Below are 207 nucleotides of genomic sequence, written 5' to 3' on the forward strand. Positions count from 1 at the left end.
GGGATACATTGCCTTTTTCGCCGCCCATCTTTACGTCATATTTCTCTGCAGCAATCGACACCAGGTCGGCAACATCCGCCAAAGCTTTCTCCTTAAATTGCCCCAATGCCACATTCAGCTTTTCGGCAATATCAGCCAGTGTGCGCACTGTGGAGTCGCGCAATTTATCGTGCTCGCGCACCTGGTCTTCCGGCACCAGGTGTCCGG

Annotated in this window: 1 protein-coding gene; it reads right to left on the bottom strand. The window is 53.6% G+C overall.

Annotated features, from left to right (window positions below; genetic code table 11):
• Window positions 1–196, bottom strand: a 196-nt coding sequence (locus tag MO867_RS23450) for a DUF3164 family protein (RefSeq protein WP_252473580.1), incomplete at its 3' end; no start/stop codon positions are given.
• Window positions 197–207 lie beyond the last annotated feature (11 nt).

Source organism: Microbulbifer okhotskensis, from assembly GCF_023895975.1.
GTDB lineage: Bacteria > Pseudomonadota > Gammaproteobacteria > Pseudomonadales > Cellvibrionaceae > Microbulbifer > Microbulbifer okhotskensis.